Origin of the sequence: Streptomyces sp. NPDC001292, from assembly GCF_042896465.1 — a bacterium.
In the GTDB taxonomy this organism is placed as follows: domain Bacteria; phylum Actinomycetota; class Actinomycetes; order Streptomycetales; family Streptomycetaceae; genus Streptomyces.
Genome location: NZ_JBIAXG010000004.1, coordinates 266,636 through 293,608, shown reverse-complemented (window position 1 = coordinate 293,608; position 26,973 = coordinate 266,636). Strand labels below are relative to the sequence as shown.

General features: G+C 71.0%; 23 protein-coding genes and 2 pseudogenes. 9 read left to right on the top strand and 16 right to left on the bottom strand.

What is annotated here, in order from left to right:
- On the bottom strand, positions 1–806 hold an 806-nt coding region (locus ACFY4A_RS07870; protein WP_390828513.1), incomplete at its 3' end, for a PP2C family protein-serine/threonine phosphatase.
- A 636-nt stretch (positions 807–1,442) separates the two neighbouring features.
- Positions 1,443–1,655 carry a hypothetical protein gene (locus ACFY4A_RS07865; protein ID WP_390828512.1) on the bottom strand — a complete coding sequence of 71 codons (213 nt, stop codon included), beginning with the start codon at positions 1,653–1,655 and terminating at the stop codon, positions 1,443–1,445.
- On the opposite strand from ACFY4A_RS07865, the gene ACFY4A_RS07860 reads away from it, so the two are divergent.
- From ACFY4A_RS07860 to ACFY4A_RS07845, 4 genes are all read left to right on the top strand, one after another.
- The gene (locus ACFY4A_RS07860) at positions 1,654–3,996 is read left to right on the top strand and encodes a polysaccharide lyase 8 family protein (RefSeq protein ID WP_390828511.1); all 2,343 of its coding nucleotides are present in this window, start codon (positions 1,654–1,656) and stop codon (positions 3,994–3,996) included. The two genes, ACFY4A_RS07865 and ACFY4A_RS07860, sit on opposite strands and share 2 nt — an antisense overlap.
- Before the next feature lie 515 nt (positions 3,997–4,511).
- Positions 4,512–6,011 carry an alkaline phosphatase D family protein gene (locus tag ACFY4A_RS07855; RefSeq protein WP_390828510.1) on the top strand — a complete coding sequence of 500 codons (1,500 nt, stop codon included), beginning with the start codon at positions 4,512–4,514 and terminating at the stop codon, positions 6,009–6,011.
- A 79-nt stretch (positions 6,012–6,090) separates the two neighbouring features.
- Positions 6,091–6,231: a hypothetical protein gene (locus ACFY4A_RS07850; protein WP_390828509.1), complete on the top strand. Its 141-nt coding sequence runs from the start codon at positions 6,091–6,093 to the stop codon at positions 6,229–6,231.
- Positions 6,232–6,483: 252 nt separating this feature from the next.
- On the top strand, positions 6,484–8,154 hold the full coding sequence (locus ACFY4A_RS07845) for an alpha/beta hydrolase (protein WP_390828508.1): 1,671 nt from the start codon (positions 6,484–6,486) through the stop codon (positions 8,152–8,154).
- 416 nt (positions 8,155–8,570) lie between these two features.
- Here ACFY4A_RS07845 and ACFY4A_RS07840 read toward each other — a convergent pair whose 3' ends face one another.
- The 4 genes and pseudogenes from ACFY4A_RS07840 to ACFY4A_RS07825 form a co-directional block, all read right to left on the bottom strand.
- The gene (locus ACFY4A_RS07840) at positions 8,571–9,395 is read right to left on the bottom strand and encodes a carbohydrate ABC transporter permease (protein ID WP_390828507.1); all 825 of its coding nucleotides are present in this window, start codon (positions 9,393–9,395) and stop codon (positions 8,571–8,573) included.
- Complete coding sequence (locus ACFY4A_RS07835) at positions 9,392–10,294, bottom strand: carbohydrate ABC transporter permease (protein ID WP_390828506.1); 903 nt, start codon at positions 10,292–10,294, stop codon at positions 9,392–9,394. The genes ACFY4A_RS07840 and ACFY4A_RS07835 overlap by 4 nt, the downstream gene beginning before the upstream one ends.
- A complete protein-coding gene (locus ACFY4A_RS07830) occupies positions 10,291–11,700 on the bottom strand; it encodes an extracellular solute-binding protein (RefSeq protein WP_390828505.1) in 1,410 nt (469 codons plus the stop codon). Before ACFY4A_RS07830 ends, ACFY4A_RS07835 begins: the two co-directional genes overlap by 4 nt.
- 88 nt (positions 11,701–11,788) lie before the next feature.
- Positions 11,789–12,001, bottom strand: a pseudogene (locus ACFY4A_RS07825) (carbohydrate kinase family protein); the annotation flags it as partial.
- A 136-nt stretch (positions 12,002–12,137) separates the two neighbouring features.
- On the opposite strand from ACFY4A_RS07825, the gene ACFY4A_RS07820 reads away from it, so the two are divergent.
- Both ACFY4A_RS07820 and ACFY4A_RS07815 read left to right on the top strand, forming a co-directional pair.
- Positions 12,138–12,896, top strand: coding sequence for a DeoR/GlpR family DNA-binding transcription regulator (locus ACFY4A_RS07820; RefSeq protein ID WP_390828504.1), 759 nt, complete (start codon positions 12,138–12,140; stop codon positions 12,894–12,896).
- A complete protein-coding gene (locus tag ACFY4A_RS07815; RefSeq protein WP_390828503.1) occupies positions 12,893–14,320 on the top strand; it encodes a 6-phospho-beta-glucosidase in 1,428 nt (475 codons plus the stop codon). Before ACFY4A_RS07820 ends, ACFY4A_RS07815 begins: the two co-directional genes overlap by 4 nt.
- A 431-nt stretch (positions 14,321–14,751) precedes the next feature.
- Here the strand turns inward: ACFY4A_RS07815 and ACFY4A_RS07810 are convergent, their stop codons facing one another.
- Positions 14,752–15,273 (bottom strand): hypothetical protein, encoded by a 522-nt coding sequence (locus ACFY4A_RS07810; protein ID WP_390828502.1) that lies wholly within the window; start codon positions 15,271–15,273, stop codon positions 14,752–14,754.
- Between the two features lie 137 nt (positions 15,274–15,410).
- Here ACFY4A_RS07810 and ACFY4A_RS07805 point away from each other — a divergent pair, with 137 nt between their 5' ends.
- Positions 15,411–16,754 carry a BTAD domain-containing putative transcriptional regulator gene (locus tag ACFY4A_RS07805; RefSeq protein ID WP_390828501.1) on the top strand — a complete coding sequence of 448 codons (1,344 nt, stop codon included), beginning with the start codon at positions 15,411–15,413 and terminating at the stop codon, positions 16,752–16,754.
- A gap of 207 nt (positions 16,755–16,961) precedes the next feature.
- Here ACFY4A_RS07805 and ACFY4A_RS07800 read toward each other — a convergent pair whose 3' ends face one another.
- From ACFY4A_RS07800 to ACFY4A_RS07785, 4 genes and pseudogenes are all read right to left on the bottom strand, one after another.
- Positions 16,962–18,146, bottom strand: a complete 1,185-nt coding sequence (locus ACFY4A_RS07800) for an ArgE/DapE family deacylase (RefSeq protein WP_390828500.1) — start codon at positions 18,144–18,146, stop codon at positions 16,962–16,964.
- A gap of 104 nt (positions 18,147–18,250) precedes the next feature.
- The gene (locus tag ACFY4A_RS07795; protein ID WP_390828499.1) at positions 18,251–18,622 is read right to left on the bottom strand and encodes a M20/M25/M40 family metallo-hydrolase; all 372 of its coding nucleotides are present in this window, start codon (positions 18,620–18,622) and stop codon (positions 18,251–18,253) included.
- A 58-nt stretch (positions 18,623–18,680) separates the two neighbouring features.
- Positions 18,681–18,863: pseudogene (locus tag ACFY4A_RS07790) on the bottom strand (LysE family translocator); the annotation flags it as partial.
- Between the two features lie 112 nt (positions 18,864–18,975).
- Positions 18,976–20,100 (bottom strand): diaminopropionate ammonia-lyase, encoded by a 1,125-nt coding sequence (locus ACFY4A_RS07785; protein ID WP_390828498.1) that lies wholly within the window; start codon positions 20,098–20,100, stop codon positions 18,976–18,978.
- A 117-nt stretch (positions 20,101–20,217) separates the two neighbouring features.
- On the opposite strand from ACFY4A_RS07785, the gene ACFY4A_RS07780 reads away from it, so the two are divergent.
- Positions 20,218–21,171 (top strand): LysR substrate-binding domain-containing protein, encoded by a 954-nt coding sequence (locus tag ACFY4A_RS07780; RefSeq protein ID WP_390828497.1) that lies wholly within the window; start codon positions 20,218–20,220, stop codon positions 21,169–21,171.
- A gap of 441 nt (positions 21,172–21,612) precedes the next feature.
- Positions 21,613–22,155, top strand: a complete 543-nt coding sequence (locus ACFY4A_RS07775; RefSeq protein WP_390828496.1) for a MarR family winged helix-turn-helix transcriptional regulator — start codon at positions 21,613–21,615, stop codon at positions 22,153–22,155.
- A gap of 140 nt (positions 22,156–22,295) precedes the next feature.
- On the opposite strand, the gene ACFY4A_RS07770 is transcribed toward ACFY4A_RS07775, so the two are convergent.
- Genes ACFY4A_RS07770 through ACFY4A_RS07750 form a run of 5 tightly spaced genes read right to left on the bottom strand, consistent with a single transcriptional unit; the run spans position 22,296 to position 26,971 of the window.
- Positions 22,296–23,324 carry a Rieske 2Fe-2S domain-containing protein gene (locus ACFY4A_RS07770; protein WP_390828495.1) on the bottom strand — a complete coding sequence of 343 codons (1,029 nt, stop codon included), beginning with the start codon at positions 23,322–23,324 and terminating at the stop codon, positions 22,296–22,298.
- A gap of 1 nt (position 23,325) precedes the next feature.
- Complete coding sequence (locus tag ACFY4A_RS07765; protein ID WP_390828494.1) at positions 23,326–23,559, bottom strand: recombinase-like helix-turn-helix domain-containing protein; 234 nt, start codon at positions 23,557–23,559, stop codon at positions 23,326–23,328.
- A 22-nt stretch (positions 23,560–23,581) separates the two neighbouring features.
- A complete protein-coding gene (locus ACFY4A_RS07760) occupies positions 23,582–24,529 on the bottom strand; it encodes a PDR/VanB family oxidoreductase (RefSeq protein WP_390828493.1) in 948 nt (315 codons plus the stop codon).
- Between the two features lie 13 nt (positions 24,530–24,542).
- Positions 24,543–26,168 (bottom strand): thiamine pyrophosphate-binding protein, encoded by a 1,626-nt coding sequence (locus ACFY4A_RS07755; RefSeq protein WP_390828492.1) that lies wholly within the window; start codon positions 26,166–26,168, stop codon positions 24,543–24,545.
- Between the two features lie 11 nt (positions 26,169–26,179).
- On the bottom strand, positions 26,180–26,971 hold the full coding sequence (locus tag ACFY4A_RS07750; RefSeq protein ID WP_390828491.1) for an SDR family oxidoreductase: 792 nt from the start codon (positions 26,969–26,971) through the stop codon (positions 26,180–26,182).
- Between the last annotated feature and the right edge of the window lie 2 nt (positions 26,972–26,973).

Here is a 26,973-nt window from a genome sequence, read left to right as displayed (position 1 = left end):
TCCAGGCCGGGCACGGTCACGCTGTTGCCCGGGCCGAGAAGCATGGGTGGCGGGTGACCGCAGCTGGTGATCCGGACGACGGGCTCGTCGTCGGGGATCTCCAGCAGCAGAGCGGTCACGAAGCGCTCCCCCGCCTCGTCCTCGCCGTCGAAGTCGGTGAGGTAGCGGGCGATGCTGCTCTCCAGGGCGGCGGCGAGCCGGGGCAGGGAGGCGTGCTGGTGCGCGGCCTCCCGGAAGGCGCCGAGCAGGAGGGCGGCCTCACCGATGGCGGGCAGGCCCTTGCCGCGCACGTCACCGATCATCACGCGGGCCGCGCTGTCCATGCGGGCGGCGGCATAGAGGTCCCCGCCGATCTCGGCCTCCTCCTCGGCGGCCAGGTAGAGGCAGGCGAGCTGCAGCGGGCCCAGCCGGGTGGGAAGCGGCCACAGCAGGACGTGCTGGGTGGCCTCGGCCACCGTCCTTACCCGGGCCAGCTGACGCCTGTGCCGGTCCCGCACCACACAGAAGGAGACCACCACCGTCGACAGCACCGCCAGAGCGACCATCTCAACCAGCACATTCCGAGACAACAGCAGGCCGTGACGCCAGCCGACGAACCCCTGGGCCATGACAGCCAGGGCCCCGATACCGCTGGTCACCCAGGGGCCCTCGAACCACGCGGCGAGCGCTGGCGCGATCACCAGCAGCGGCCCGAGGACGATGTCGGTCGGCGTCACGATGTCCAAGACCGTGAGCAGCACGATGAGCGCAACCGGTATCAGCAGCATCAGATGACTCGACTGCCACGGCTGCCCGAGGCCCGTCACACGTTGGTTCCTCGCGCCCATGACTACCACAGTGCAACTGCGGAGCCCGGCGTGCGAACGCACGCCGACAGCGAAGCTGGGAGCCTCCCGTCCGACCACGAGCACGAGTTGCCATCGAACTGGCGTTCCAACGGAGGCGATGCGGCATGTACGGGCTGTGAGCAGGGCACAGGTCAGCAACTGGCCGGCCGCGACTTCCGCGCGGCAGACAACCCGAGTCGGAGGGCAGCCACTGCCGTACCGGTCGGCGGCGGTGCCGCGATCGGGCTCTCGGCCTTCGTCGGCGCACCCTGGTGGTCTACCTCGCCGGCGTCCTCGCCGCGCTCGTGCCATCGGCCCTACCGCAGGAGTCCGAGCACCGGCGTCACTTCTACGGCGACTACTTCCGTCACCGCGAGCGGATGGTGCGGATCCGTCACGAGTCGCCGCGACGCCTCCTCGCTCCCCGGCTTGCCAACCCCCGGAACCGCTTGGCAAGCACCGGAGCGAAGGCGTTGCGGTGGGTAGCGGCAGCAGCTCACCCGATCCCCAGGCTGCGTCCGACGGCGGGGGTGACACCTTGCCGTAGACCGGCAGCTACTCTCGCGCACCGCGCGGACGCGCGAAGGGACGGTCCAGAAAGCCCAGAAACCCCTGCTACGGCCCGGGCGGCAGGTCCGTCGGCCGATGAATGTCCGCGCCCGGGGTGCGGACCACGGCTCCCGGGACGAACCACTGCACCAGGGCCGCGGTGAGGTACACCCCGGCCCGGGCGGCTCTGGGGGCGCGGTCGCGGTCTGGGCGCCCGGGTGGGGCCTTGCCGCCCCACCCGTAGACAGCGCTTTCCATCGCCTGATAGGGCATGCTCATGACTCCGAACCGCCGTACGTTCCTGATCGCCGCGGCCGTGGCCGCCGCCACAGCTCCCTCGCTCATCGCCCCCGGTCCGGCGACCGCCGCGTCCCAGGCCGACGAGTACGACACGCTGCGGCAGCGCTGGCTGGAGATCGCCCTCGGTGCTGGCTACGACGCGACCGCCGAGCCCTACGCATCCCGGCTGGGAGAGACCGGCACCCTCGCACGCGCCTTCCGCGCCGCCATGGCGCCCGCCGCGAACTCCCTGTGGCCCGGCTATGCCTTCGACCCGCCCGCCGGCATCACCCAGAGCTACAGCAGGCTGTGGACAATGACCCAGGCCTACGCCCAGCAGGGCACCGGCCTGACCGGTGACGCCGGGCTCCTCGCGGACATCCTGCGCGGCCTCGACCACCTCGCGGCCACGGTCTACAACCCCTCGACCACCCGCTACGGCAACTGGTGGGAGTGGCAGATCGGCAGCCCGCGCCTCCTGATGGACATCGTGGCCACGCTGTACGACCACCTCACCGACGCCCAGCGCGGCGCGGCCTTCGCCGCCGTCGACCACTTCGTCCCCGACTCCATGCTCCGCGACTACACCGGCACCTCCACCGGCGCCAACCGGGTCGACCTGTGCCGCTCCGTGGCACTGCGCGGCATCCTCGGCCGGGCCCCGGAGAAGATCGCGCTCGCCCGCGACGCGCTCTCGCCGGTCTTCCCGTACGTCACCAAGGGCGACGGGCTGTACGCCGACGGATCGTTCATCCAGCACACCTGGATCGCCTACTCGGGCACCTACGGACAGGTCATGCTCGACGGGCTCGGGCGGCTCTTCGCGCTGCTCGCCGGATCGACCTGGGCCGTCACCGACCCGGGCCGCCAGATCATCCTCGACAGCGTCGAGCACGCCTACGCACCGCTGATCTTCGACGGCCTGGTGATGGACAGCGTCAACGGCCGTGCCATCAGCCGGGGTTATCTGCTGAGCGACGACCGGCACGTCATGCGCAGCGACCACTTCCACGGGCAGGGCATCATCGCCGCGATGGCGCTGCTCGCGGGTGGCGCGAGCGCGGCCGAGCGCGAGCGCTGGTACGGGCGCATCAAGGGCTGGATCGCCCGGGACACGGTCACCCCGCTCCTCAGCGCGCCGCAGTTCGGCGTCGCGGACCTGTCACGGCTGCACGCGGTCGCCGACTCGGCGGTCGCGGCGGCCCCGGAGCCCGTCGAGCACCGCCTCTTCGCCGCCATGGACCGCGCCGTCCACCGCAGACCCGCCTTCGCCGCGAACATCTCGATGTCCTCCGAGCGGATCGCGTACTACGAGTGCGGAAACGGCGAGAACCCGCGCGGCTGGCACACGGGTGCCGGGATGCTCACCTGGTGGGCCACGGGGGCCCGCAGCGACCAGTACACGGACTGGTTCTGGCCGACCGTCGACTGGTACCGACTGCCCGGAACCACCGTCTCCACCAAGCGACTTGCCGACCGGGCGGGCGGCGAGTGGGGCGCGTCCCGGCCCGCCGTGCGGTGGGTCGGCGGTGTCACCGACGGCGAGTTCGCCGCCCTGGGCCAGCACGTCAAGGGCCTCGGCTCCACGCTTCAGGCCCGCAAGGCGTGGTTCTGCGCCGACGACGCGATCGTCTGCCTCGGGGCCGGGATCACTGCCACGGACGGCGTGCCCGTCGAGACGATCGTCGACAACCGCAACCTCGGCGAGGGCGGTACCCAGGCCTTCGCCGTCGACGACCAACCGCGGCCGCGCTGGGCCCACCTCGAAGGGCACGGAGGCTGGGTCCTGCCGGGCGGCGCCGAGCTGCACACTCTGCGGGAGGACCGCACCGGCGCCTGGTCCGACATCAACACCACGAGCTCCACCGAGCGCCGCACCCGCCGCTGGCAGACCCTGTGGCTCGACCACGGCACCGACCCGGTGGCGGGCTCGTACGCCTACGTCCTGATGCCGGGCGCCACCCGACGCGCCGTGACCGAGCGCGCGGCCGAGCGCGACTGGCTCCGGATCCTCGCGAACGACAGCACCTGTCAGGCCGTCACCATCGACCGCCTCGGGCTGACCGCCGCCACCTTCTGGCAGGCCGGCACGGCGGGCCCGCTCACCGTTTCCGCGCCCGCCGCGGTCCTGATGCGCCGTCGGGGTCGCAGCGCCACACTGTGCCTCAGCGAGCCGCCCCGCTCCGGCGCCCCGGTGGAGATCGTCTGGGACCGGCCGGTGCGTCGCGTCGTCGAGGGCGACCCGTCCGTTCAGGTCCTCGAAACCGGCCGTCGGCTTCGGCTCAGGGTGACCCCGGGGACGGCATGCGTCAGCCATCGGTGTGAGCTGACTCTCATCTGACGAAGACCGCGAAATTCGTACGACCCCAACAAGATGACCGGGCCCTGGGCAGCCGCATCTAATGGAGACACGCACGGCGGGTGCGGCGTGCGGGTCGGGGAAACGGGCTGGTCACAAGGCCAGTACCGCGCCCCGGCCCGACCCAACCCCAGCTGCACACGACGGGCGTCACATCCGCCGCCGCGCTGATGAGTCGCGGTCGGCGATGTACTGGTCGGCGGCGCCGACGCCGGGCCGGGGTACCGCTCCGGGGACAGTCCGCACGCGGTTGTGGATTCCGGCTCGGCAGAGGTCGAACGGGAGTCAGGGGCGCGGTAGCGGGCAGCTGTTGCGTGCCCGGGGAGCCGAGTTCCGAGGCGCGCGTGGGAGCGGGCGAATCGACTGACGTGGTGTTCATTCGGGGTTGCTCATCTCAGCCTGTGAGCGTCATCGAAGGGTCAACAAGATCCATAACTTGGTCAATGGTGTGTCATCACCATTCGCCCTGTCGGCCTCACTGAACCGAGGACTCCACCTTGTCCAGCGACATATCCGCAGGTCCTGCCACGCATGGGCCCAATCGCCGCAACTTCCTGATGCTGTCCGGTGCCGTCGCCGCGGCCACCGCCATCGGCCAGGCCGCACCCGCCGCGGCCGCACCCGGTGGCAGCATCGGCGATCTCGGCGGCCACCCCTTCTCTCTCGGTGTCGCGTCCGGTGATCCCCTGCCCGACTCTGTGATCCTGTGGACCCGACTCGCTCCGCGGCCGCTCGAGATCGGCTCCGGCATGCCGGACAAGCCCGTCCCGGTCCACTGGCAGGTGGCCCACGACGAGGCCTTCAGCCGGATCGTCCGCGAAGGCGAGACCTTCGCACTGCCCGAGCACAACCACTCCGTCCACGTCGACGTGCGCGGTCTGCCAACGGACCGCTGGTTCTACTACCGTTTCCGCTGCGGTTCCGAACTGAGCCCGGTCGGCCGCACGCGGACCCTGCCCGCCCCCGCCGCGCCCGTCGACTCGTTCACGATCAGCCACGTGTCCTGCCAGAACTGGGTGACCGGTTACTTCACGGCGTACCGGTACATGGCGGAGGACGGCCTCGACCTGGCATTCCACCTGGGCGACTACATCTACGAAGGCGCGATCACCGCTGCCGCGCCCCGTGGCGGCGCCTTCGTGCCGGACGACATCCGCGCCGCCTGCCAGACAGTCGACCAATACCGCCTGCGTTACTCGCTCTACAAGACGGACCCGGACCTGCAGGCCGCGCACGCGGCTTTCCCGTGGGCGGTCACCAGGGACGACCACGAGGTCGTCAACGACTACCTGGGCGGAGTCGACCACGGGCAGAAGCAGCTGGCCCGCCGGGCCGCCGGGTACAAGGCGTGGTGGGAGAACATGCCCACCCGGTGCGACCCGCCCGTCGGGCCGGACCAGCGCATCCACCGCCGCTTCGCCGTCGGGAACCTGGCCCAGTTCGACTTGCTGGACAGCCGCCAGTACCGGATCGCCGACAATGACCCGGCCGTCTCCAAACTCGGCGACGCACAGGAGGCGTGGCTGATCGACGGCATCAACTCTCACGGCACGACCTGGCACGTGCTCGCCCAGGGCCAGCAGCTGGGCGGTGTGACAGCGAACAGCCCCACGCGAAACCGCATCTACCGGGCCTACTACGACCGGGAGGTCAGCCCGATCATCCTGAGCGGCGATCTGCACTGGACCCTCGTCCAGGACTCCCTGCTCGCGGTTCCGGACGCCACCAGCCCGATCGTCGGCACCGAGTTCATCGTCACGTCCATCACCTCGACCGGTGACGGCCCGGGCAGCCAGACCACGAAGGACAACTGGCTGAAGAATCCCTGGGTGAAGTACGCCGACGGTTACCGCGGCTACATCCGCACGGTCATCACGCCGACGGGTGTTTCCAGCACGCAACGCGACGTCAAGTTCGTCACCCGGCCGGACGCGCCCGTGTGGGACGCCCAGAAGTTCTACATCGAGGCCGGAAAGCCTGGCGTCCAACTGGTGTAGCCGAGACGGGGCCGGTGGCACCGGGCTGTCCAGCAGCCGCTGCGTCCGAGCGTGGATGAAGCCGTGCCGCAGCACCCACGTGAAGGTACTGCTCCTGCAGCCCGGCGCCGTCATCCCGGCCTCCCGTCGGATCAAGCCCGTCCTGGCCAGAGCCTGTTCTGCAGACAGCGCTCCGGCCCGGGAGCTGCTTCAGCAGTTCCGCGACGCCAAGTCCGGCTGAGTGCCATGGCTGTGCGGCACTGGCTAATGAAGCCATCGCACCCATGGGACGCAGAAGCGATCACGAGGTCGGCGTCTTCGGTACGCGGGGCAGGTGGACGTGAAGGCGTTCGACCTCGGCGTCGTGACCTCGCTCGCGGAGCGTTCGGGATGAGGGTGAATGGCCATGCAGCATTGACGATCAGTAGGTTCGTGCCATCGATGTTTCAGCGGCACGGCGTTCTGGTGTGCCAGGGGGCAGGGGGACTCGCGGATGCGCACGCGGATCTGGATCTCGCGGCTTTTGACCTGGGCCTTCCACAAGAGGGCGGACAGGTTCGGTGGTCGCTCGCGGTGTGTTGCGGTGTCCGCCGCTCTGCGTCGCCGCTCTGCCGCGGGCCTGCTCGCCCTCGCCGTCGTGGTGGCCGCAGGAGCCGGGTGCGACGTCATCGAGGACTCGGACTCGGGTCCGTCCGCACCGACCGAGGGCGGCGAGGCGACCCGCCGGATCGAGGCCAAGGCAACGAACCCGCCGCCGGGGCTGCCGGTGGCCTTCACCGCCGGCCAGCGGCTCGACTGGTCGGCCTGCCCGGCACCATCCGCGGCGCAGGGTGACGGTGACACCCCGGGCGACGGCTGGGAGTGCGCCACCATGAAGGCGCCGCTGGACTACCGGCAGCCCGGCGGCGACACGATCGACGTCGCCGTGATCCGGAAAAGGGCCACCGGACCGGAGCGGAAACGGATCGGCTCACTCCTCTTCAACTTCGGAGGCCCCGGCCAGTCAGGCATCGTGGGGCTCCCCAAGTACGCCGGCGACTACGCCCTGCTGGGCGAGCGCTACGACCTGGTCAGCTTCGATCCGCGAGGTGTCGGCAGAACCGCCCCCGTCAGCTGCGGTGAGAAGGAGTTCGAGGGCGGCGACGCCTGCGAGAAGCACTCCGGTGGGCTCCTGCCGTATGTCGGCACCTCGCAGACGGCGCGCGACCTGGACCTGATGCGCTATCTCCTCGGTGACGAGAGGCTGAACTACTTCGGCGTCTCCTACGGCACCGAGCTGGGCGGCGTCTACGCCCACCTGTTCCCGAAGAACGTGGGCAGACTCGTGCTCGAAGCCCCCGTCGACCCGACGCAGGATCGGCTGCAAAAAGACCTCAGCCAGGTCAAGGCCGTCCAGCTCGCTTTCGACCGCTTCGCGCATCACTGCGCGCACACCTACGACGACTGCCCCACCGGCGGCGACCCCGAGCGGGCCGACCAACGCGTCATCAAGCTGCTGGAAAAGCTCAAGAAAGAGCCCGCCCCCACCGACGGCGACGAAAGACTCGACGGAGATCTCGCCGCTCACGCCATCGCGAACTACCTGGACCTCGGCGAGGAAGGCTGGGGGCCGCTGGTGAAGGCGCTCAACGAGGTCATGGAGCGGGGCACCGGCAGCAAGCTGCTGCAGAACGCGTACGACCACGCCCCAGGCGCCCGGGTCCAGCGCTGGGCCGGCGTCAGCGCCCGCAGCGAGACCTCGGGCGGCAACGGCGCGTCCGCCTTTGTCGCGATCACCTGCGCCGACTCCAACCTGCGCCCCGGATTCACCAAAGCCGAGGAAATGATCAAGCGGACCGAGGCGGCCTCCCCCGTCTTCGGCGAAGCCTGGTCCCCCACCGTCTACCTCTGCTACGACTGGCCGTTCGAGGGCGAGCGCGGCACCCCCGACGTCAGCGCGGACGGCGCTCCCCCGATCCTCGTCGTCGCCAACACCGGCGACCCGACGACGCCGTACGCGGGCGCCGAGCACATGGCGGGCGAGCTGGGCGAGGATGTCGGCGTCCTGCTGACAGTGCGGGCCGAGGGTCACGGGTCCTACCCCTACAACCGCTGCGCGACCAGGGCCGTCAACACGTACCTCCTCGACGGCACGCCCCCAAGGCACGGCACGACGTGCTCCTGAACACGCCCTCCGGGGCACGAGTGCCTGCCCCATTCCCCCTGCAGGCAGGCATCTACGGCATGCCTCCGCTCCACGTAAGAACCCACCCCGGATCAGCTCGGAGTACCTCTGCTCTGCTCAAACTTCCCTGATCACCCTCGACCGGGTACGGCAGCAGATCGCCACGACCGAACGCCGCGAGCAGGAGCCAGCGCGGCGAGCAGGCCCGGCCGGCCGGTGCCGTCCTCCAGCAGCCCGGATGCTCAGTGAGCCGCCGCCCGTCCGGGCGGCGCTGCTGAACCGTCCGTCCTTCCCCTTCACCAGCGAGCCCCGCTCGGCCGGGCGCCGAGCGGGCCGAAAGCACCGCGTCCAGCACTCGGAGTGCTGGACGCGGTGGATGGACCGGCGCGAGGCGCGCCGTCGGTGTGCGGCGGGATCTACTCCTTCACCGCGCCCGTCAGCATGCCCTCGATGAAGCGGCGCTGCAGCGCCACGTACACAACCACCACCGGCAGCGCGATCAGCACCGACGCCGCCGCCAGCAGTGACGTCTCGGCCGTGTGCTGGCCCTGGAAGAAGGCCAGGCCCAGCGGGACCGTGCGCAGAGACTCGTCGCTGATCATCACCAGGGCCATGAGGAACTCGTTCCATGTCCACATGAAGGTGATGACGATCATGGTGGTGATGGCGGGTCGGCCCATCGGCACCAGGATCCGCCACAGCGTGGTCCAGGTGGAGGCGCCGTCCATCCGAGCCGCCTCGATGACGGAGCGGGCGCTGCCGCGGAAGTAGGCGCGCAGCCAGAAGACGCCGAAGGCCAGCGACTGGGCGATCTGCGGAAGGATCAGCGCCCAGTACGTGTCTGTCAGCTCCACGTACCGCAGGTCGAAGTAGAGCGGGATGACCAGCGCCTCCTGCGGCAGCGTGAGGCCGATGACGAACAGGTGGAACAGCACCGTCGAGCCGGGGAAGCGCATCACGCCGAAGGCGTAGCCGGCCAGGATCGCCAGCACCGCCGTCGCCACCACCACGACCGAGGTGACCAACAGCGAATTGCCCATGTACACAGCGAAATGTCCGCGTGTCCAGGCGTCCGCGAAGTTGCCCCAGTGCAGCCCGCCCTCGGGCAGTGAGAAGCCGGTGCCCAGCGCGCCCTGGCGGCTGAAGGCGGTGGAGAGGATGCCGATCACCGGCGTCAGCGAGATGATCGTGAAGAGCGTCAGGATCGCGTACGTTGCGCCACGTTCGGTGCGCGAGATCATGACCGCCGCCCTTCGACGAGCCGGGAGACCGTGACGGTCAGTGCGAAGATCAGGACGGTGAGGGCGACGCCGACGGCCGCCGCCGAGCCGACCTGGTTGGTCTCGAAGGCCCGGTGGTAGACCTCGTACGCCGGCACCGACGTGGAGTTGCCCGGGCCGCCGCTGGAGGTGATGTAGACCAGGTCGAAGTTGCGCAGGCCCGCCACGATGGTGAGGGTGAGCGCCACCGCTGTCTCCGCCCGCAGGCCGGGCAGCGTGACGCTGAAGAACTCACGTATCGCGCCCGCGCCGTCGATCCGCGCCGCCTCGTACAGCTCGCGCGGGATGCGCTGCGCGCCGGCGAGGAAGAGCACCATGCACAGCCCGGTCTCGACCCAGGTGCCGACGGCGCCGACCGCGGGCAGCGCCCAGTCGTAGTCGCCCAGCCAGGCCCGGGCCAGCGAGCCGAGACCGACGGCCTTCAGGGTGTCGTTGAGCAGGCCGTCGGGGGCGAGGATGGAGCGCCAGGCGACACCGACCACGACCATGGCGAGGACCTGCGGCAGGAACAGCACGGTGCGGAAGAAGGTCATGCCCTTCACCCGGATCCGCGACATCACGGCTGCCAGCAGCAGGCCGATGGCCACCGGCAGGGCGGCGTAGAACAGCAGCAGGACGAGCGCGTGGACGAACGGCGCGCGCAGGCTCGGATCCGTGAAGAGGTCCGTGTAGTTGCCGAACCCGGCCCAGGTGGCCTGCGTCAGCCCGTCCCAGTGCAGCAGCGACAGCCACACCGACTGGCCGAAGGGGTACAGCAGGAACGCGCCGTACAGGGCGAGCGCCGGCAGCGCGTAGAGGTAGCCGATGGCGCGCGGCTCGCCGGGGGCGCGGCGGCGGTAGCGGTCGCGGAGGGCGGTCACTTCGACCCCGCCGACTTGTCGCGCTGCTTCTTCATGAAGCCGCCGTAGTCCTTCTGCAGGGACGCCGCGAACTCCTCGGGGTCGCTGTTGCCGGCGATGAGGTCCTGCAGCGCCTGGGACGTGGTGTCGTAGAAGCTCGGCGTGGCGTAGTCGAGGTACGGCACCAGGCCGTCGCCCGCGGTCAGCCGCCGCCAGCCGGCGATCATCTGCCCCTCGCTGCTCTCCGGGTCGATCCTGGCCGCGGCCCGCCCGGGCAGCGCGGGCAGCACGCCGTGCTCGGTCATGACGTCGGACGCGTGCGTGTTCGTGATGAAGTCGAGGTAGGCGGCGGCGACTTCGGGGTGTGTGGACCGCGACGTGATCGACCAGGCGAGCCCCTGACCGCCGGTGGTCATCGGGGTGGCGTCGGCCTTGGCGGGCGGCGGCGGGATGAGGCCCAGCTTGTCGTCCATCGGCTTCTTCAGGTCGGCCTGCAGCCAGGTGCCGGTGATCAGGTACGCGCCGTCGCCGCCGGCGAACTTCTTGGCGGCGTCGTCGTAGCCGAGCCCGTTGGCGCCCTTGGGCAGGTAGCCCTTCTTGACCCAGTCGGACAGGGTGGCGGCCGCGTCCTTGGTGTAGGCGTTGTCGAAGCCCTGGCCGCGGCCGAGGACCGTGTCACGTGCCTGCGCCCCGCCGAGCTGGTCCTGCAGCACGCCGAAGGTGTGGATCGCCGGGTACTTGTCCAGGTTGCCGAACTGGATCGGCAGCTCGCCCCTCTGCTTCAGCGTGCCGAGGCTCGCGGTGAAGTCCGCCCAGGTCTTCGGCGGCTTCACGCCGGCCTTCGCCAGGACGTCCTTGTTGTAGTAGATGCCGACGAACTCACCGGTCTGGGATATCCCGTAGAGCCGGCCGGTGCCGAAGCGTCGGCCGTCGGTCGAGACCCGGTTGAGGTTGAGCAGCGTGGTGGGGTAGCGGGTGTTCCAGTCGTAGATGCCCGCGTACGTGTCCAGCGGGGCGAGCAGCCCGGCCTGGACGAAGGACACCATGTCCGGGTAGCCCTGGTTCGCCTGCACCACGTCCGGCGGGTTGTTGCCGGATATCGCGAGCTTCAGGGTGGTCTTGAGGTCGGAGAAGCTCCGCGAGACCCGCTTGATGCGGACGTTCGGGTACTTCTTCTCGAACTCCTTGTTGAGCTGCTCGATCTCGCCGTTCGTACCTCCGCGGGTCTCCTGGTCCCACACGGTGAGCGTGACGTTGCCGGCGCGCGCCGGATCCGGCACGGCCGTGCTCCCGGCCCCGGCCGCCCCGCCCGCCTGCGACCCGTCGGTGCCCGGCACGCACCCGGCGGCCAGCAGGGTCAGGCCGGCGACGAGGGTGACCGGCAGCACGCTCCGCCTGGCGCGTCGTGTGCCGGTACGCGGCACCATCGCGCGAACTCCTCGCATTCCCACTCCTCGTCTCAATGGGGTCTCACTGGACGTCTCCGGGGACATGGTTGGGGACGTCTCATCGGGCTCACTCGTCCCGGAAACCGATGGTGGGCACCGCGCGCAGCCGCCGCCCTGGGACCTGCCCCGCGGGGGCCAGCTCGTCCAGGAAGGCGTAGCGCCGGGCCAGTTCGCCGGAGCCGTGCAGCCGGCGCACCGTCCGCCACCAGGCGGCCACCTCCGGCCAGCCCGGCGCGGCCAGCGAGCCGCCGAAGTGCTCCACGGACAGGGCGGCGGTCAGCGTCGAGGGAGTGCTCACCGGCGCGCCCTTCCTGATCGAAGCTGCGTGTTGACCGACACCTTGCACCGAGAGTCGTGTACATGCAAGAGGTTGATCAGACTCGTGCACAGTCGCTCATCTGGAGTAGATTGCGGGCATGTTGCGAGAGACGCGGCACCGCAGGCTGCTGACCATCCTGGGCGAGGAAGGCGTGCTTCCGGTCCGGGAGATCGCCAAGAGGCTCGGTGTGAGCGAGGCCACGGCCCGCCGTGACCTGACCGAGCTCGACGACGCCGGCCGGCTCACGCGCGTCTACGGCGGGGCTGTGGCCGCCCGCACCGACGACGAGCGACCCTTCGCCGAAGTGGCCGTGGACGACCTGCCGGCCAAGATCGCGATAGCCGCCCGGGCGGCCGAGCTGGTCGAGGACGGCGACACGCTCCTGCTGGACATCGGCACCACCACGCACCAGCTCGCCAGGCTGCTGCGCGGCCGCCCCGTCACCGTCGTCACCAGCAACCTCGCGGTGTACGAGGAGCTGCGCGACGACCCCGAGGTGCGGCTGATCCTGCTCGGCGGGGAGGTGCGCCGTAACTCCCTCTCCCTGGTGGGCTTCCTCACCGAGTCCAATCTGCGCGAGCTCTACGTCGGCCGGCTCTTCCTCGGCGCGAGCGGCGTGCTGCCCAGCGGCGGCGTGTTGGACAGCACGCACGTGGAGGTGCCCGTGAAGCGCGCCATGATCGCCGCCGCGCGGCAGGTCGTGCTGCTCGCGAGCGCCGACAAGTTCCCCGGCGAGACCGGTCTCGCCCGTATCTGCGGGGCGCCGGACATCGACGTCCTGATCACCAACGACACATCGGACCCAGCCACGCTCGCGGAGTTCCGCGAGGCCGGGACGGAGGTAATCACCGTATGAGGCTGACTCTGCTGGGTGGCGGGGGGTTCCGGGTACCGCTCGTGTACCGCGCGCTGCTGACGGACGACGGCGACGCGGCGGGCCGGTGCACCGAACTGGTGCTGTACGACACCGACCGGCGGCGCCTCGACGCGATCGCCGCGGTGCTGGCCGAGCAGGCCGCACAGCTCACCGGGCCGGGGACGGGCCGCCCGCCCGGCCCGGCCGTACGCACCACCACGGACCTCGACGACGCGCTGCGCGGCGCGGACTTCGTCTTCTCCGCGATCCGCGTCGGCGGCCTGCAGGGCCGCAGCCGCGACGAGCGCGCCGCCCTGGGCGAGGGCGTCCTCGGCCAGGAGACGGTCGGCGCGGGCGGCGTGCTGTACGGCCTGCGCACCGTGCCGGAGGCGGTGCGGATCGCCGAGCGGGTCGCGGCCGTCGCGCCGGACGCCTGGGTCATCAACTTCACCAACCCGGCGGGCATGGTCACCGAGGCCATGCAGCGCGTCCTCGGCGACCGCGTCATCGGCATCTGCGACTCGCCGGTCGGGCTGTGCCGGCGCGCCGCCCGCGCGGTGGGAGCCGACCCCGACCGCGCGGGCTACGACTACGTCGGGCTCAACCACCTCGGCTGGCTGCGCCGGGTCACCGTCGACGGCCACGACCGGCTGCCCGAACTGCTCGCCGACACCGCCGCGCTCGAGTCCTTCGAGGAGGGCAAGCTCTTCGGCGCGGATTGGCTGCGGACGCTGGGCGCGCTGCCCAACGAGTACCTGCACTACTACTACTTCAACCGCGAGGCGGTCGCCGCGCTGCGCCAGGCACCGGCCACCCGTGGGGAGTTCCTGCGCGACCAGCAGGACGCCTTCTACGCTCAGGCGGCCGCCGAGCCCGCCGGTGCGCTGGAGGTGTGGGAGCGTACGCGCCGGGAGCGCGAGGCGACGTACATGGCCGAGAGCCGGGAGAGCACGGGCGGCTGGGAGCGCGACGCCTGCGACCTCGAGGGCGGCGGCTACGACCGCGTCGCGCTGGCGCTGATGCGGGCCATCGCCCGCAACGAGCGCACGACGCTCATCCTCAACGTCCGCAACCGCACGGCCGTCCCGGGCCTGGACGCGGAGGCGGTCGTGGAGGTGCCCTGCCTGGTGGACGCCGCCGGCGCCGCCCCGCTCGCCACCGGCGCCGTGGCGCCCGACCAACTCGGGCTCATGCTGAGCGTCAAGGCGGTGGAGCGGGCGGTGATCGAGGCGGCGGCGAGCGGTGAACGCACTCCCGCGCTGCGGGCGCTGGCGCTGCATCCGCTGGTCGACTCGGTGTATACCGCCGATCGCATCCTGCAGACGGCATACCCGGCGTGGCCCGACCCGGGCTACGGCACGACCAACTCGGCCAGGCGCTCGGCCGGTTCGTGTTCCCCGTACGCGGGCACAGGGGGTCCGTGAGGGGCGGCCGGGCTCCGGGGTGGGGCCTCTGGGGCGGACTCGCCCCAGAGGCAAGGCGTATGCCGTCGCTCAGGGGGTGGGGTTGACGCCCGAGTGCCGGACGACGGGGCCGCTTTCCTCACTCGGGCCGTGACCCCGCGGTCGGGTCGTAGCGGCGTTCGCCGCAGACACCCCCCGGGCTGGTGCCGGACCGGGGGCAGCGCGCCTTCAACCCCGGTACTGAGGCGTGGCTGAAGACCGCCACGTGGATCACGGACTTCTGCGACACGAAGCGGCGCCACAGCACGGTCGGCGGGAAACCGGCTCACCTCCGCTCGCGCGGAGAGTCGGTCGTGCTCGTCGTCGAAGCACTGTCGCATGCGTCTGTACGCGACGTCAGCGTCCCGGGCTGTGCGAAGGTGCGCTCCCGGTGCCCCGGGTACGGGCAGTGGTCAGTCGATGCGGGCGCAGAGGTCGTCCGTTGTCCCATGCACCAGGTTCACGGACTTGTACCCGCCGGAGCTGATGTCCATCGTGTACACCCCGTCGATGATGTACAGGCCGCGCGGCAGGTTGCCCCCGCCCTCGCCGACGCCGGCCAGCACCGGGCCGTGCACGGCCCAGAACTGAGAGCCGTCGGTTCGGTGCTCGACCATGGCCGAGCCGCTCGCGTCGGCGTCGTAGAAGGCACCGGTCTGGGTGTTCGTGACCCGTACGACCAGATCACCCTTGTACACGACGCGCCTCGCGGTACCGTCGGGGTAGGTGTCCAGAACGAGTCTCATCACCTTGTCGATGACGGGTTCGCCGTGGATGGGGAAGTCGCACCGCAGCCCGGCCCCGATGTCCCACGGCGCGGAGGGTGCCGGATCCCACCCGGCGCCGGTGCCGGCACCGGCGGGCGCGGCCGACGCGGGCTGTACTCCCATGAGCACGGCGGCAAGCGCCAGTGGCGCGAGAACGGTTCGTCGCATGACTCTCCCTGGTCAGAGGGTTGAAAGGAAGGTTCCGCCGAAGAGGCGTACGCCAGTGTTTCCCCGGTCTCTGACCAAACCCTCACCACCACCGGCTTGGACTGCGGACGCTCGGTCCCACTAGGCTGCCGAGCGCCATGGAGTTCCAGTTACTCGGTCCGTTCGCCGCCCGCCACGAGGGACGACAGGTGCTGGCGGGCACCCGTCGCCAGGAGCGGAGTCTGCTGTCGGTCCTGCTGCTGCACGCGGGTCGCGCCGTGACGACCGAACGACTCATCGACCTGCTGTGGAACGGCGGTGCGCCTGCCTCTGCCCGCGGCACCATCCACACCTACATAGGTCGGTTGCGTGCCGCTCTCAAGCCGTACGGAGTACCGGTCGAAACCCGGCATGACGGCTACGCCATCGAGCAGGGCCCTCATACGATCGACGCGCAGGAGTTCACCTTCCTCGTCCGGCAGGCGGCCGATACCGGTGACCCCGCGGAGCAAGTCCGCCTCTACGACTGGGCACTGGGGCTGTGGCGGGGCCCGCTGCTGGCCGACGTGGCCGACGACCGGCTGCGCACCCGCCTCGGCGGTTCCCTCGACGAACTTCGCCTCTCCGCCATGGAGCGGCGAGCGGAGGTCCAGCTCACCATGGGTCTTCACGACCGCGTCGTAGCGGATCTGACACCGCTGGTCGAAGAGCATCCAGGCCGGGAACGGCTGGTCGCCGCACAGATGACCGCTCTCTACCGCGGCGGCCGCCAGGCCGATGCCCTCGAGTTGTACCGCAGCACGCACAAGGCGCTGGTAACCGAGTTCGGCATCGAACCAGGCGCAGAGCTGCAGACGCTGCACGATCGCATGCTGCATGGCGACCACCGGCTGGACCGGCCTCCCGGGCCCGTATACGCCGTGCGGGTCGGCGACCAATGGCTGCCGTGGAGCACGAGCGGGCATCCCGCACTGGAGTTCTGCAACACCTACGCGGGCTGGGGCGGGGACCGGCTGCCGGGATCGGAGTGGCTGCGCGGCTACGCCACTCTCGCTGTATGGGCCGGCCATATGGACCTGATCGAGGAGCGGTCGGCGACCCGGCTGCGTGAACAGGCGCTGCGGCACCCAGACGAGGCTGCCGCCGCGCTCGACGAGGCTCGGCAGTTCCGTACGAAGCTGTATGCCTGCCTGACCGATCCAAAGGACGCCCGTGCCTTCAAGGCGGTGGCCAACACCGTGGAGGACGCTGCCAGGCACTCAGTCTTCACCCGCGGCGAGGACGGTCTCGGAGGCTGGCAGCCCTCCCCGTCCGCCCGTTTACGGATGCCCGTCTGCGCGGTGGCCCGTAGCGCGGGCGAACTGCTCGCGGATCCACGGCGCTTCACGGTTCGCAGCTGCCCCAGTGAGGACTGCGGCTGGCTGTTCCTCGACACGAGCGGGCGACGGAGATGGTGCAGCCTGGCGACCTGTGGCGTCAAACGAACATCCAGCGAGCCCTGACGCAGGGACGCCCCTCACACCACACCTCCGCTCGCGCTTCCTGCGCACCGGCCACCGCTTCAGGCGCGTCGAGCCGCGTCGCAGGAAGGTCGCGGTCGAGGCGTACGGGGGTCTGTGCGGTGCGGCCGTCGCCGTGGTGCTGGTCGACCTGAGGGGTCGTGGTGACGCACTTTTCGTTCCGTACCGGATCCGGGTCCGGCCGACGGCTCAGGAACAGAAGTCGGCGATGGTGGTGGTGAGGATGTCAGTGAGGCGGTCCAGCGAGGCGAGGTCGATGTACTCGGTGGCCGCATGCGCGCCCGCGCCGTCGACGCCGAAGAGCAGGCAGGGGATGCCCGCACGGTCCAGGAGGGCGCAGTCGGTCCAGAAAGGCTCGGCGCGCACCACGGGCGGATGACCGAGGGCCCGCTCGGCGTGGCGGGTGAGGGTGCGCACGATCACGGCTTCGGGGTCGGCCTCGAAGGGCTCGCGGTGCAGGCCGCGGCTCAGTCGGTAGCGGAAGTCGGGGACCGTATCGGCGAGGCGGTCGAGGACGTCGGTCAGTTCCCGCTCGATACTGTCTGCGCTCTCGCCGGGAATGGTGCGTCGCTCCAGAGTGAGGCGGCAGCGCGCCGGGTAGGTGGAGGGCTCCTCGCCGCCGCGGATGACGGAGGCGTGCACGGTGCCGGTGCCCAGGAGTGGATGCGCCGGGCCCTGCGCGAGGCGCCGGCCCAGTTCCTCCAGGGCGACAAGGAAATGCCCGGCCTTGGCGATGGCGTCGACGCCGAGCTCGGGCCGCGAACCGTGGGCCGCGCGGCCCTCGATCTCCACGTCGAACCAAGCGAAGCCCTTGTGGGCGAGGGTGACTTCGAGGTGGCTGGGCTCGGTGACGATCGCTGCGTCGGCGGTGAAGAACTCCAGCACCTCCTCGGTGCCGGAGCTGCCGCACTCCTCGTCGGCGACACAGGCGACGATGACATCGCCGCGCAGCGGGCCGTGGGCGGTGGCGCGGGCGGCGGCGACCATCATGGCGGCGATGCCGCCCTTCATGTCGAAGGTGCCGCGGCCGTACATCCTGCCGTCGCGGATCTGCGGGTCGAGCGGGTCACCGTCGTAGTCGGCGAGGCCGACCGTGTCGAGGTGGCCGTTGAGCATGAGGGAACGGCCGCCGCCGGTGCCGTGGGCGATCGCGACGATCGAGGGCCGGCCGGGGCGCTTTTCCAGGTGGTGCACCTCGAAGCCGCGGGCGGCCAGCCATTCGCTGCAGAAGTCGGCGATGACGGTCTCGCCCGCCCCGCCGGGTACGAGGTCGGGGTTGACGGAGTCGATGGAGATCAGCCGGGCCAGCAGGCGGCCGGGGTCCGAGTCCCAGGGATCGGGAGCCGCTGGAGTCGAAGGGGTCTCGGGGAGCATGAGGGCCTTTCCGGAGTTCTGATCCCGGGGAGCGCCTGGTGGCTCTCCCCGGATCGGCTGTGGGATCCGCTCGGGCGTCTTGGTGTCTGCTGCTGGGGCTGTTGTCAGCCGCTGTGGGCAGTCAGATTGGCCAGGCGCAGGAGGGTGGTGCCCAGGACGTCGACGCCGTGGGCGCATGCCTCAGGGGTGGAGTACTCGCGGGGGTTGTGGCTGATGCCGTCGTACTCACCGCGGACGAAGATCATGGCGGTGGGGCAGAGCGCGGCGATCTCCTGTGCGTCGTGGCCGGCGCCGGAGAGCAGGGAGATGTACTCCAGGCCGTGGTCGTCGGCGGCCTGCGCGATGGTCTTCTGCACGCCCTCGTCGAAGGGGACGTAGGCGGTCTTGGCCATGCGCCGAGTGGTCAGCGACAGGCCCGGCCGACTGTTCTCCAGGCCGCGCAGGAAGGCGGCCAGTGCTTCCTCGGCTCGGGCCATCTGGGCGTCGTCGGGGTTGCGCAGGTCGACCGTCAGCTCGGCGCGGGCCGGGACGATGTGCGGCGAGCACGGCCGCGAGTCCGGCCACCGTCAGCGCGCCACAGACCAGCAGCCCGGTCGCGATCCCGCTCACGGTCCGCAGCCCGTCGTGGGCACCGGCCACGAGGGCGCGCCGGGTCACCACTGCCATGCCCGGGCCGGGCACGATGGTGAGCAGTCCGAGGACACCGAGCGCGGCCATGAAGTGGGTCAGCACGCTGCCGACATCCTCCTGAACGAACTGACGAACCGTTCGGCAGTGGGGTGGCGAAGGGGCGATGGCTCAACGCAGGGGTCTTTCAGGTGTCGCGTGTTCAGTGGCTGGTGGCGGCGTGCGGGTTGGCAGCCGTGCCCTCCGTGCTCAGCAGCACGACCGCCGAGGACGGTCCGAGCCCCAGTGCCGTACGGCGTTCCTCGGCGCCCACGCCGGTGAGCACCGCGCGCAGACCGGCGAGCGCCGCGGCGCCGCAGGGACCCGAGGAGACACCGAGAGCGGCGAGATCGCCGGCCGCGCGGGCGCTGTCGGCGTCCGCGACGGCGACAGCGGCGTCCAGCCCGCCGAGCAGGTAGGGCCAGGCGATGCTGGACGGGGTGCCGCAGTTCAGCCCGGCCATGGTCGTCTCCCCTGTTGTGACGCTGACGGGTTCGCCGCGGGTGAGGCTTTCCAGGACGCAGGCCGCGGCCTCCGGTTCCACCGCCAGCAGCGCCGGAGCCCGCCCGGCGGAGGGGCGGCTGCGGTAGTGGGTGACCACGGCCTGGGCCAAAGACCCCACACCCACCGGTATGGAGACGAGGTCAGGACCCTCGACGATTCCTTCGGCCGTCAACTGCTCGTCGATCTCGGCGCAGAGGGTGGAGTAACCCTCGACGATCCACCCGGGGATCTGCTCGTAGCCCGCCCAGGCGGTGTCCTGGACCAGGACCGCGTCCGGGGCTGCAGCCGCCTCGGCCGCCAGGCGCACGGCCTCGTCGTACGACCCTGAGACCTCGGTCACCTTCGCCTGTTCGGCGATGATGGCAGCCACTGCCTGCGGGTGTACGCCCTGCGGAACGAAGACGTCTGCGTGCTGTCCGAGCCGACGTGCCATGCGGGCCACCGCTCGGCCGTGGTTGCCGTCGGTGGCGGTGACCAGGGTGACCGGGCCCGGCTCCGTGCAGTTCCTGGCCCGCTCGGCAAGGGTGCGGTGGACCGCCCAGGACGCGCCCAGCGCCTTGAACGCGGGCAGCCCCAGACGACACGACTCGTCCTTGACGAAGACCCGGCCGACTCCGAACTCGGCTGCCAAAAAAGGGAGTTCGGTAAGTGGGGTGGACGCGTAGTCGGGCAGTGAGGAGTGGAAGCCGCGCACCTCGGGGGGTGCGGGTTCACAGCGCCAGGTGCGGGCGCCGGGCCGCGTGAACCGCTGCAGCGTACGGAGGGAGGAAGCGTTGTCAGACACACGTCCAGGGTCCGATGCGCTCCTACGATCGGTCTAGCGAATGTTTTCGACCTATACTCATCAAAGAAACCGACTATTCGTCCACCGGTCCGCGACGGTGGGGAGAGCGGGCTGCCCATGTTCGATCTGCACCGGCTGCGCCTGCTGCGCGAACTCAAGCACCGCGGCACGCTCGCGGCGGTCGCCGCCGCCCTGTCCTACGCCCCCTCCTCCGTCTCCCAGCAGCTCTCCCAGCTGGAAGCCGAAGTCGGCGTCCGGTTGCTGGAACCGGTCGGGCGGCGCGTGCGCCTGACCGAGCAGGCCGAGATCCTCGTCGCCCACACCGAGGCGGTCCTCGAACGCCTGGAGCGCGCGGAGGCGGAGATCGCCGCCTCGCTGACCGACCTGACCGGCACGCTACGCGTCGCCTCGTTCCAGACGGCAGCCCTGACTCTGGTTCCGGCCGCGCTCGGCCTGCTGCGGGACCTCCACCCGAACCTGCGCGTCCACCTCACGCACATGGAACCCGAAAAGGCCCTGCCCGCCCTGCAGGCCCGCGACTTCGACCTGGTCCTCGCCGAGGAATACCCGGGCAGCCCCAACCCGCGGCCCGCCGGACTCGAACAGGAAGACCTCCTCGACGACCCCCTGCACCTCGCCCTGCCGAAGCCGTCCGACAGCCCGGACGCCGACGGCCCGGTGGCGGCGCTGCGCTCAGTGGCGGATCACCCCTGGGTCATGGAACCCGAAGGCACAGCCGCACGCCACTGGGCCATGACCCTGTGCCGCAACGCCGGCTTCGAACCGGACGTCCGGTTCGAGACCACCGACCTCCTGCTCCACCTCCGCCTCGTCGAGCAGAACCACGCCGTCGCCGTCCTTCCCAACCTCGTGTGGAACGGACAACCCCCGACCCTCACCCTGCGGCAGCTTCCCCGCGGCCAGCGCACCCGTCGCCTCTTCACCGTCGTGCGCCGAGGCCGCAGCCGGCACCCCGCCATCGTGGCATGCCGCGATGCCCTCCAGCGCGCGGTGCACCTGCGCTCCTCTCAGACAGCGCAACGGCCGGGCAATGACCTGAGCGCGTCCTGACAGCCGGCCGGGCCCTCCGTGGCCGCGGGGAGTGACACGAAAACGAGTTGTGGGTAACTGACCTTGGAAGTGTGATGCGAGCGCCGGCACCACAACCGGTGCGCCGGCCGGGCCGAACCGGTCCAGCGCCGCACACGCGCCCGGGCCTCCCTCCAGCGCGGCGCTCGGCAGATCCGCACGCAGTCGCCGCTCCACGTCGGCGCCGGCCCGCAGTCGCAGCATGTGCAGCGCAACCAGATTGGCCGCGTCGCTCAGAGCAGTGCTGCCATGTGCGGCACGCCCTGGCACGCGGCCACCACCCCGCGCTGAGGAAACCACTCAGGTGTCCGTGACCGGATGTCCCTGTCGGTCAGGTACCCGCATTCCTCAGGGCTAAGATTTCTTCGGGTGCGCGCAGGTACGCAGCGCGCCTCGCGAGGGAACGAGCCGCGAGGGGATGACATGGCTCAGCGCAGGGCGGCGAAGCGACAGGACGCCGTAGCGGGGATCGTGGAGGACTGGGCCCGCGAACGGCCCGGCCTGGACACCTCGCCGCTGGAGGTGCTCGCCCGGCTGCACCGCGCCTACCTTCAGTACCAGTCCCGGCTCACCTCACAGATCGAACGGCACGGCCTGTCCGTGGCCGGCTTCGACGTACTGACGGCGCTGCGCCGCTCCGGCGCGCCGTACCGGCTCACCGCCGGACAGCTTGCGGCATCGGGCCTGATCTCCTCGGCGGGGGTCACACTCCGCCTCGACCGTCTCGAGAAGGACGGTCTGCTCGTCCGGGAGCGCGATGCCGACGACCGCCGCGTCGTCTACTCGCGGCTCACCGACGCCGGACTGCGAAAGGTCGACGAGGTGTTCGCCGAGCACCTGGAGAACGAACGGCGGATGCTCGGCGGGGTCTCCCCCGCCGAGCGCCGTCAGCTGGCCCGGTTGCTCTCCAAGTTGGAACGCTCCATCGTCGACTCCGACGAGTCCGAGGAGGAGGCGGCGGGCTGACCGCCGACCGGCCGCACCAGCGGCCACGTCCGGCACGCCGGCGTCACCAGCTGCGTCCCGGCCGGCAGACCGAACCCCTGATCAGGACGATCGTCAGCAGGCTCAGGACGCCGGCCACCGGCGCGCGGCGGCTGTGCCGGTCATGCGGCCGGGCCGGCGGACGCCTTCGACTGCTGCTTGGCCTGGGCCTGGTAGAGGCGGCGCAGGCGGACCACGCCGAGGTCGTGCTGATAGAGGTTCTCCTGCTGGTCGGCGTCGGCCGGCATGGCCTCCAGCATGACGCGGTCCTGCTCCAGCACCTGCCAGTGGCGTTCCTCGATGAGCGTCTTGTAGAGGAACCGCCAGGTGTCGCGCTGCCAGCCGGAGACGTCGCGGTAGCGCCAGAAGAAGACGCCGGTCCGCTCGGCGTCCACCGGGCAGGCCATGCCGACGATGCCGAAGGGGCCGCCCGGTCCGGCCGACGGCGGGTACGGGATGGAGAGGTCCACCCAGTCGACACCGGTGCGGCAAAGCTCGACCCAGTCGAAGTTGACACCGCGCTGGTCGGTCTTCTCGAAGAAGTAACCGCGGTCGGTCTCGCGGATGCGGAACTTGGCCTTGGTGTCGCCGTCGTACATCGTGTGCGACTCGTGGTGCAGGAAAGCGCCGTGCATCGGGTCGAGGAGGTTCTCCATGGCGAAGCGCCACGGGACGTTCCACTCCGCGTAGCAGAGGAAGCCGGAGATGCCGGGGTCGGTGAGTGGTTCGGGGAGGGTCAGGTCCACCGGCTCGGGGTGCTCCTCGTCGCCGAAGTAGGCGAGGATCGCGCCGCCGACCTCGCGGACGGGCGGGGAGGTGACGAGCTTCTTGCCCTCCAGGTTGCAGCCGGGCAGGCCGGGCACGGAGGTGACCGTGCCGGAGCCGTCGACCTCGACTCCGTGGTACCAGCAGGCTACGCGGTCGCCGACGTGCTTGCCGAGGGAGAGCGGGGCGCCGCGGTGCGGGCAGCGGTCGGCGAGCATCGACAGGGTGCCGTCGGCCTTGCGGAACAGCAGCCAGTTCTCGCCGAGCGCGGTGACCTTGCGCAGGCCACCCGGCCGGACGAAGTGGGAGGGGACCACGGGGTGCCACTGGTTGCGCAGGCCGTGGGCGTGGATGTGGGCTGCGGTGTCGTGCGTGGAGAGGGTCATGTCAGGCTCCCAGGCGGTGCATCTCGGCGCGGAAGGTCTCCTCGGTCCACGGCTCGCCGCCGGGGGTGTGGACCTTGCGGGCGTTGAGCCCGCTGACGACGTCGGCCAGCTCGTGGCCGTCGTGGGTGAAGATCTCTTCGAGGGTGCGGGCGAGCTTGAGCTCGTACGGAGTGGGCTCGTGGTCGCGGGTCTGGTGCGGTTCGAGGCAGGGCCAGGTGGTCGTGTCGGTGGTCATGGGCTCTCGCTCTCCGTACGGGTCACAGGTCCAGGACGAGGCGGTCGGAGGCGCAGCGTGAGACGCAGATCATCATCGTCTCGCCGGCGGCGTGCTCGGCCTCGCTGAGCAGGTGGTCGCGGTGGTCGGGGGTGCCGGCGAGGACGCGGGTCTCGCACGATCCGCAGATGCCGTCGCGGCAGGAGGAGTTCACGGTCAGGCCGGCGTTCTCGGCGGCTTCGAGGATGGAGGTGGCGGCGCCGACGCTCAGGGTCACACCCGAGGTGCGGCATTCGACTTCGAAGGCGGTTTCGTCTCCGTCGCGTTCGACGACGGGCGCGGCGAACCGTTCGAGCCTGAACCGACCGGCCGGGCAGGCCTCTTCGGCCGCCTTGAGCAGCGGCTCCGGTCCGCAGCAGTAGACCAGTGTGTCCGCCGGCAGGTCCCGCAGGGCGGCTGTCAGGTCGATGTTGCCCTGCTCGTCCTGCGGAACGAAGGTCACTTCGCCGCCGGTGAGCGCGGACAGCTCTGCGCCGAACGCCATGGTGGCGCGTGACCGGCCGCCGTGGACGAGACGGAAGGCCACCGCGTCGCGCTCGGCCTGGCGGGCCATCGCAAGGATCGGGGTGATGCCGATGCCGCCGGCGAGGAAGACGTAGAAGGCGGCGGGCTCCAGGGCGAAGTGGTTGCGCGGACCGGTCACATGGACCGTCTGGCCGGGGCGCAGCCTGGTGTGCACGTGACGTGAACCGCCGCGCGAGGACGGCTCGTCGAGGATGCCCAGGCGGTACGTCGTGGGATCGGCGTGGTCGCCGCACAGGCTGTACTGGCGGACGTACCCGCCCACGTGGAGATCGAGGTGGGCGCCGGGGGCCCAGGCGGGCAGCGGCTTGCCGTCGGGGTGGACCAGGTCGACGGAGAGGACGCCGTCCGCCTCCCAGGTCATCCGGCGGACGAGGAGGTCGAGTTCGTGCTCTTGGGCAGCGGTCATGGCGGTGGCCTCCCTACGCGGTGTGGATCTTGACGGGCGGGGTGAACGGGTTCTTCATCGGGCCGAGCGCGTCGAGGTCGACCTCGACGAGGGTCGGGCCGTCGGAGCCGAGGGCGGCCTCCAGGACGGGTGCGGCGTCCGCTTCCGTCGTGATCGGCGCGTAGGCGAGTGAGCAGGCGGCGGCGAGCCCCGCGAAGTCGGGTGTGAACAGGTCCACGCCCGAGCGGCGTTCGCCGTACTTGTCCTGCATGTTGCGCAGCACCCCGTATCCGCCGTCGTTGAAGACGACCAGCGTCAGGCGCGGGCGTTCCTGCGCGACGGTGAGGAGTTCGCCAAGGTGCACAGCGAGGCCGCCGTCTCCGGCGATGACCACGGTCGGCGCGTCCGGGCGGGCGAGCGCGGCGCCGATGCCCATGCCGAGGCCCTGGCCGATGCCTCCGCCGCGCGGGAAGACGTTGGCGCGCGGGTCGTGGATCGGCAGGAGCCGATTGCCCCAGGACGAGGAGGGGATGGTGACGTCGCGGGCGACGACCGCGCCGCGCGGCAGGGCGGCGGCCAGTGCGTCGCAGACGGCTGCCTGGGGGCCGATGCTGTCGTGGAGGGTGGCGCGTACGTCCTCGCGCACGGCGGTGATCCGGGCCGACCAGTCGGTGTCCGCCCGTACGGCGCTTCCGGTCAGCGCCGGCAGGACGGCGGCCGCGTCGCCGTGCAGGGCGTGGCGCGCCGGGTGGACCCGGCCGAGCGCGGCCTCGTCGATGTCGATCTGGATGTGCGCGCCGGGGAACTTCAGCCCATAGTCGGCGGTTTCGTTGGAGCGGAAGTGGGTGCCGACGGTGAGGAGCACGTCGGCGTCGGCCAGCAGGGCGCGGCCGGCCGGGGTGGTGGCGAAGTTGCCGATGACCAGCGGGTGGTCCTCGGGCACGCAGCCGCGGCCGGAGTTGGAGGTGAACAGGCCGGCGCCTGTGGCCTCGAGCAGCGCGAGCAGCTCCTCACGGGCGGTGTTGGCGCCGCCGCCCGCCCAGATCAGCGGACGCCGGGCGCGGGACAGCAGCTCGCGCGCGGCGGCGAGCGCGGCCGGGTCCGGCACCGGTGCCACGGCGCCCGTTGGCGCCTCACCCGTGTCCTGCTGGGCCGCGTACTGCAGGTCGATGGGCCATTCCACGCTCGCGGGACCTCCGGGCGCGGTGAGCGCGGCGGCCGACGCCTCGCGCAGGAGCCGTCCTGCGTCCCGTGCGGAGCCGACGGTGGCCGCGTACTTCGACACGGCCGTCAGCATGCCGAGCTGGTCCTTCGTCTCGTGGATGTATCCGCGTCCGCCGCCCAGGTACGCGGCCTCGATCTGGCCGGTGATGTGCAGGACGGCTGTGCCGGACGCCAGGGCCTCGATCAGCGAGCCGGCCGCGTTGCCCGCACCCGTACCGGTGGAGGTGAGGGCGCATCCGATCGACCCGCGCGCCCGCCCGTACCCGTCGGCGGCGTTGACGGCGGTGGCCTCGTGGCGTACCGGCACGAACCGCAGCTCGCGGTCGACCGCTTCGACGAGCGGAAGGTTGTGCACCGATACGATGCCGAAGACGGTGTCGATGCCGAGCGACTTCAGATGGGCGACGAGGAGGTCGCCTCCGTTGTCGTACTGCATGGAGAGGCTCCTCACAGAATGCCGCGGCCGACTCCGCCGCAGACGTCGATGCTGGTTCCGGTGATGTACGAGGCGCGCGGGGCGAGCAGCGTGACGATGGCGTACGCGACCTCCTCGGCGCGGCCGAGCCGCCCGAGCGCGATGCCCCGGTCGGCGGCCAGCTCGGCCTGCCACTCCTCGTACGTGAGCCCGCTGTCCGCGGCGGCGTGCCGGCGGGTCCACTGGCCGGTGTCGATCAGGCCGAGGCAGACGGAGTTGACTCGGATGCCCTCGGCGGCGAGTTCGTGGGCGAGGGACTTGGAGAGGTTGAGGATGCCCGCGCGGGCGGCGCTGGTGGTGATCAGGCGGGTCTCGGGCTGCTTGGCGAGAACCGCGTTGACGTTGACGACCGACGCGGCGTCCGAATCTCGCAGGTAACTCCTCGCCGCGGCCAGTGGGTTGAGGACGCTTGCGAACTTCAGCTCCAGTTCGTCGCGCCAGTCCTCGGCCGTCGTGTCGTCGAGGCGCTTCATACGGGACTGGCCCGCGTTGTTGACCAGGCCGTCGATCCTGCCGCCGAAGTGGGCGGCGGCGTCCTCGGTGAAGCGGCGTACGGCGTCGGCGTCGCGGACGTCGCATGTGCCGGTGAACAGCCGCTCGGGGCCGGCTCCGAGCCGGGCGGCGGCCGTGGCGAGGCGTTCGGTGTCGCGCCCGCAGGTGGCGACCCGGGCGCCCTCGCCGAGCAGGGCGCGGACCGTGGCCAGGCCGACGCCGGAACTGCCTCCGGTGACCAGTACCGTGCGGTCGGCGAGGCCGAGATCCATGA

Coding starts and splice junctions, on each gene's coding strand:
- ACFY4A_RS07860 (WP_390828511.1), top strand. CDS start 1,654: ATGACTCCGAACCGCCGTACGTTCCTGATCGCCGCGGCCGTGGCCGCC.
- ACFY4A_RS07865 (WP_390828512.1), bottom strand. CDS start 1,655: ATGAGCATGCCCTATCAGGCGATGGAAAGCGCTGTCTACGGGTGGGGC.
- ACFY4A_RS07845 (WP_390828508.1), top strand. CDS start 6,484: ATGCGCACGCGGATCTGGATCTCGCGGCTTTTGACCTGGGCCTTCCAC.
- ACFY4A_RS07840 (WP_390828507.1), bottom strand. CDS start 9,395: ATGATCTCGCGCACCGAACGTGGCGCAACGTACGCGATCCTGACGCTC.
- ACFY4A_RS07830 (WP_390828505.1), bottom strand. CDS start 11,700: ATGGTGCCGCGTACCGGCACACGACGCGCCAGGCGGAGCGTGCTGCCG.
- ACFY4A_RS07820 (WP_390828504.1), top strand. CDS start 12,138: ATGTTGCGAGAGACGCGGCACCGCAGGCTGCTGACCATCCTGGGCGAG.
- ACFY4A_RS07815 (WP_390828503.1), top strand. CDS start 12,893: ATGAGGCTGACTCTGCTGGGTGGCGGGGGGTTCCGGGTACCGCTCGTG.
- ACFY4A_RS07810 (WP_390828502.1), bottom strand. CDS start 15,273: ATGCGACGAACCGTTCTCGCGCCACTGGCGCTTGCCGCCGTGCTCATG.
- ACFY4A_RS07805 (WP_390828501.1), top strand. CDS start 15,411: ATGGAGTTCCAGTTACTCGGTCCGTTCGCCGCCCGCCACGAGGGACGA.
- ACFY4A_RS07800 (WP_390828500.1), bottom strand. CDS start 18,146: ATGCTCCCCGAGACCCCTTCGACTCCAGCGGCTCCCGATCCCTGGGAC.
- ACFY4A_RS07795 (WP_390828499.1), bottom strand. CDS start 18,622: ATGGCCCGAGCCGAGGAAGCACTGGCCGCCTTCCTGCGCGGCCTGGAG.
- ACFY4A_RS07780 (WP_390828497.1), top strand. CDS start 20,218: ATGTTCGATCTGCACCGGCTGCGCCTGCTGCGCGAACTCAAGCACCGC.
- ACFY4A_RS07775 (WP_390828496.1), top strand. CDS start 21,613: ATGGCTCAGCGCAGGGCGGCGAAGCGACAGGACGCCGTAGCGGGGATC.
- ACFY4A_RS07770 (WP_390828495.1), bottom strand. CDS start 23,324: ATGACCCTCTCCACGCACGACACCGCAGCCCACATCCACGCCCACGGC.
- ACFY4A_RS07765 (WP_390828494.1), bottom strand. CDS start 23,559: ATGACCACCGACACGACCACCTGGCCCTGCCTCGAACCGCACCAGACC.
- ACFY4A_RS07760 (WP_390828493.1), bottom strand. CDS start 24,529: ATGACCGCTGCCCAAGAGCACGAACTCGACCTCCTCGTCCGCCGGATG.
- ACFY4A_RS07755 (WP_390828492.1), bottom strand. CDS start 26,168: ATGCAGTACGACAACGGAGGCGACCTCCTCGTCGCCCATCTGAAGTCG.
- ACFY4A_RS07750 (WP_390828491.1), bottom strand. CDS start 26,971: ATGGATCTCGGCCTCGCCGACCGCACGGTACTGGTCACCGGAGGCAGT.